The organism is Shinella sp. M31 (genome assembly GCF_049199205.1).
Classification (GTDB): Bacteria; Pseudomonadota; Alphaproteobacteria; order Rhizobiales; family Rhizobiaceae; genus Shinella.
Map to the genome: position 1 here is coordinate 1 of NZ_JBLZPH010000053.1, position 4480 is coordinate 4480.

At 62.5% G+C, this 4480-nt stretch carries 4 protein-coding genes; 2 read left to right on the forward strand and 2 right to left on the reverse strand.

All coding sequences use genetic code 11. The annotated features are described in order from the left end of the window. Both ACOZKU_RS08210 and ACOZKU_RS08215 read right to left on the reverse strand, forming a co-directional pair. Positions 1–1253: amino acid permease (locus ACOZKU_RS08210; RefSeq protein WP_421578463.1), on the reverse strand; the 1253-nt coding region annotated here is incomplete at its 3' end. A gap of 120 nt (positions 1254–1373) precedes the next feature. Continuing rightward, the gene (locus ACOZKU_RS08215; RefSeq protein WP_314085062.1) at positions 1374–2132 is read right to left on the reverse strand and encodes an N-formylglutamate amidohydrolase; all 759 of its coding nucleotides are present in this window, start codon (positions 2130–2132) and stop codon (positions 1374–1376) included. 247 nt (positions 2133–2379) lie between these two features. Between ACOZKU_RS08215 and ACOZKU_RS08220 the strand changes: the two genes are divergently transcribed. Together ACOZKU_RS08220 and ACOZKU_RS08225 are read left to right on the forward strand one after the other, a co-directional pair. Next, positions 2380–3258, forward strand: a complete 879-nt coding sequence (locus ACOZKU_RS08220; RefSeq protein WP_199564099.1) for a MurR/RpiR family transcriptional regulator — start codon at positions 2380–2382, stop codon at positions 3256–3258. A 104-nt stretch (positions 3259–3362) separates the two neighbouring features. Continuing rightward, entirely contained in the window at positions 3363–4466 is a 1104-nt protein-coding gene (locus tag ACOZKU_RS08225) for an ABC transporter substrate-binding protein (RefSeq protein WP_421578464.1), read from the forward strand. Positions 4467–4480 lie beyond the last annotated feature (14 nt).

Genomic DNA, 4480 nt, shown 5'->3' on the forward strand with positions numbered 1-4480 from the left:
AAGATGACCGTGCACGAGACGACGACGGTATAGACAGGCGTTTCGCCGATCGAGACGAGCGACGAGCCCCAGACGAACAGGACCGAGAGGATCGAGCCCGTCCAGATGGCGGCGACCGGCGTGCGGTAGCTCGGGCTGACCTTCGAGAGGCCGCGCGAGAACGGCAGGCCGCCGTCACGCGAGAAGGCGAAGATCATGCGCGAGACGGAGGTCACCGTGGCAAGGCCGCAGAGCCACTGCGAGACCAGGATGAGGAAGTAGAGGATATCCTTGAGCGCCGGGTTCACCTGCGTGTCCATCGCCCAGAAGAAGACGTTCCAGCCCTGCGCGGCGGCGGCCGTCATGCCGTCCGTCGAAGTGCCGTCGGCAAGCGTGGCGGAGGCGGGGATCATCAGCACGAAGGAGCACAGCATGATGTAGCCGAACAGCGCCGACCAGAGGACGGAGGAGACCATGCCGCGCGGCACCGAGTGGGCCGCCTTGACGGTTTCTTCCGACGTATGGGCCGAGGCGTCATAGCCGGTGATCGTGTAGATCGGCAGCAGCAGGCCGAGCAGGAACACCCAGGTGCCCGAATTTTCCGGCCAGACATTGCCGCCGGCCGCACCCGAGAAGTTCGAGAAGGTGAAGAGGCGGCCGATATCGTAGCTATCGGCGGCAGCGAGGCAGACGATGGCGAGCAGGATCGACGTCGCGAAGATCAGGTAACCGGAGAAGTCCGTGAGCTTGGCGGTGAGGCCGATGCCCATGTGGTTCACAAGGGCCTGCGCGCCGGTGATGACCGCCAGGAAGACGATGCGGGTGAGCGTCGTGTCTTCCATACCGAAATACGGCGTGCCGAAGGAGCCCATGAAGAAGTAGTAGGTGCCGACATTGATGGCGCCGAGCACGGTGACAAGGCCGAGCAGGTTGAACCAGGCGGTCAGCCAGCCGGTGAAGCGGTTGCCGAGGATCGAACCCCAGTGATAGAGGCCGCCGGCCGTCGGGTATGCCGAGCTGATCTGCGCCATGGCAACGGCGAAGACGAGGGAAACGAAGCAGCCGACCGGCCAGCCGATGCCGATCGCGGCGCCCCCCGCGCCCGATGTAGCCTGCGCCAGCGAGTTGATGCCGCCGGAGAGAATGCAAATGATCGAGAAGGAAACGGCAAAGTTCGAGAACTGGCTCATGCGCCGTTCGAGTTCCTGCGCGTATCCCATGGAATGCAGGACCTGCATATCCTCGTGTTTATCGTTATCGGAATAATCTGACATGTTTTTCCCCTGTATCGACTGGTCCCGGGCGGAATTGCCCGGGGGCCGCCTGTGTCTGAGGCCCACGAAATGCGTGGGATATGCGCCGCGGCCATGCCGCTCCCCGGGTCTTTTTCTTGATTATGCGGCAGGAAGGCTCTCGGTGAGCAATCCCGCCAGATAGTCGGCCACGACCCCCTGGCCGACTTCGTCTCGGATGAGGTCATTTCTGACCTCGATCATCACATTGGGCAGGCCGTTTGCCAGGCCGTGCTCCCGAAGCGTGTGCGTCACGCCGTCTTCCGGCCCATAGGGCTCATTGCGGCGCACGGCATAGAGGCCCGCCGACTTCGCGGCGGCCAGCATGCCGTCGGCGATGCGCGTGTCGGCATCGTGCAGGATGCCTATCTCGACCTCGCGCGGCTTGCCGAAATAGACGGGCGTGAAGCTGTGCATGGTCACGATGACCGGCGCCCTACCCTCCGCGATGCGGCTCTTCACAAGGTCGGCGAGCTTCTCGCGGAATGGCAGGTAAAGGGCCTCGGTGCGGGCATCGCGCGCCGCCTGGTCGAGCCCGGCATTGCCGGGCACATCGAAGACCTCGCTCTTTTCCGGCATGGCCGCCGGTGATTCCGGTGGGCGGTTGCAATCATAGACGAGACGCGAAAAACGCTGGAAAATCAGCGTCGCATCGAGGCTTTTCGCCATGCGGCGGGCAACGGCCAGCGCACCCGGATCCCAGGCGATATGGCTCGCCAGCGCCTCCTGCGAGAGGCCGAGCGTGCCGAGAGATTTGGGCAGAAGGCGTGAGGCATGCTCGCAGACGAGAATGATCCGGCCGCGGGCAGACGCGTTTTCAAGGGCGACGGGGTCGCCCTCCTCTCCAGTCAGAATTCCCATAGCCTGATCCCCTCGACCGGCTTTTCGTTTTACGCAACTCCGGACGCAAAACCGCTTTGCACTTTTGCTGGAGCTGCTCTTATCATTAATGAAAAGAATTCTTCACAGATTTGCCGGTGTCAACGGGGTTTTGAAAAAATCTCTTCAAAAAAACATTTGACTCGAATTGTGACAGCGCGTTTTATCTTGAAAAACCCCGGCAAAGACCGGGGCGCAGGGGAATAACTTGACGCTCAACCAAGCATCCATGACGGTGTCGGATGTGATCGGTGCGCATTTCGACGCGTTGACGCGCGCCGAAAAGCAGCTCGCCGCATCGCTGCTCGACAATTACCCCGTCTCCGGCCTCGGCTCCATCACGACGGTGGCGGAAAACGCCGGCGTGTCGACGCCGACGGTCGCGCGCATGGTTCAGAAACTCGGCTTCCGCGGCTTCCCGGATTTCCAGGCCCGGCTGCATCACGAGCTGGAAGCCACGCTGTCGAGCCCCATCACCAAACATGACCGATGGGCTGCCAATGCGCCCGGCACGCATATCCTCAACCGCTTCGCCGACGCGATCATGACCAACCTGCGCCAGACGCTGTCGCAGGTGGAAACGGCGGAATTCGACGGCGCGGCCGCCCTTCTGGCCGATCGCCAGCGCAGCATTTACATCATCGGCGGCCGCATCACCAAGGCGCTGGCCGACTATCTGTTCACCCATCTCCAGGTTATCCGGCCGAACGTCACGCAGATCGCCTCCAATCCCAGTTCCTGGCCGCATTACGTGCTGAACATGAAGGCCGGCGACGTGCTGGTGATCTTCGACATCAGGCGCTACGAGCAGGAGATGGAAACGCTCGGCCGCGCGGCGCGAGAGCGCGGTGTGGAAATCGTGCTTTTCACCGATCAGTGGGCCTCCCCCGTCGCCAAGGCCGCTGCAAAAGTCTTTCGCGTGCATATCGAGGCACCCTCGGCCTGGGACTCGTCCGTCGTGACGCTGTTCATCGTCGAGGCGCTGATCGAAGCCGTCCAGAGCTCGGGCTGGGAGGAAACCAGCGACCGAATGAAAACGCTGGAGGGCCTCTTCGAGGCCAGCCGGCTTTTTCGCAAACCCCGGCCGGAGGTCCCCGGCAAGTCCTGACAGTCAGACAAAAAAAACCGAAACAAAACTGTCACATAACGTTCATATGCCCGCAGTATCAGCTTCGCCGAAGTTGACTGACACACCAAAGGAGAACACCCGTGATGTCATCTACGAAACGTCTGCTTTCGCTCTCCACCGCGATCGCGATCGCGCTGCCCTCGCTCGCTTTCGCCGAGCCGAGCGCCGAGCTGATCGAAGCTGCCAAGAAGGAAGGCATGCTGACGACGATCGCGCTGCCGCACGACTGGTGCGGTTACGGTGACGTCATCGCCTCCTTCAAGGCGAAGTACCCGGAAATCCAGGTCAACGAACTGAACCCGGATGCCGGCTCGGCCGACGAAATCGAAGCCATCAAGGCCAACAAGGACAACAAGGGGCCGCAGTCGCCCGACGTGATCGACGTCGGTCTCGCCTTCGGCCCGCAGGCCAAGGCCGAAGGCCTGCTGCAGCCGTACAAGGTCTCCACCTGGGACGAAATCCCGGATACCGTCAAGGACGCCGAAGGCTTCTGGTACGGCGACTATTACGGCGTGATGTCGCTTTTGGTGAACAAGGACCTCGTTGCCAACACCCCGAAGGACTGGGCTGACCTCCTAAAGCCGGAATATGCCGGTCAGGTCGCTCTCGCCGGTGACCCGCGCGCCTCCAACCAAGCCATCCTCGGCGTTCTCGCCGCCGGCCTCGGCAAGGGTGCAAAGGCTGGCAAGGAAGCCGGTGAAGCGGGCCTCGCCTACTTCGCAGAGCTGAACAAGGCCGGCAACTTCGTTCCGGTCATCGGCAAGTCCGGCACGCTTGCCCAGGGCTCGACCCCGATCGTGATCGCCTGGGACTACAACGCGCTCGGCTGGGCCAAGACGCTGAACGGCAACCCGCCGACCGAAGTCGTCGTTCCCGCTTCGGGCATTCTCGCCGGCGTCTACGTTCAGGGCATCTCGGCCTACGCGCCGCACCCGAACGCTGCCAAGCTGTGGATGGAGCACCTCTACTCCGACGAAGGTCAGCTCGGCTGGCTGAAGGGCTATTGCCACCCGACCCGCTTCAACGCCATGGTCAAGGCCGGCAAGGTTCCGCAGGACCTGATCGACGCCCTGCCGCCGGCTGCATCCTATGAAAAGGCCTACTTCCCGACGCTCGAGGAAGTCGATGCAAACAAGGCTGCCGTCACCGCGGAATGGGACAAGGTCGTCGGCGCGAACGTCCAGTAAACGACATCCTTCGT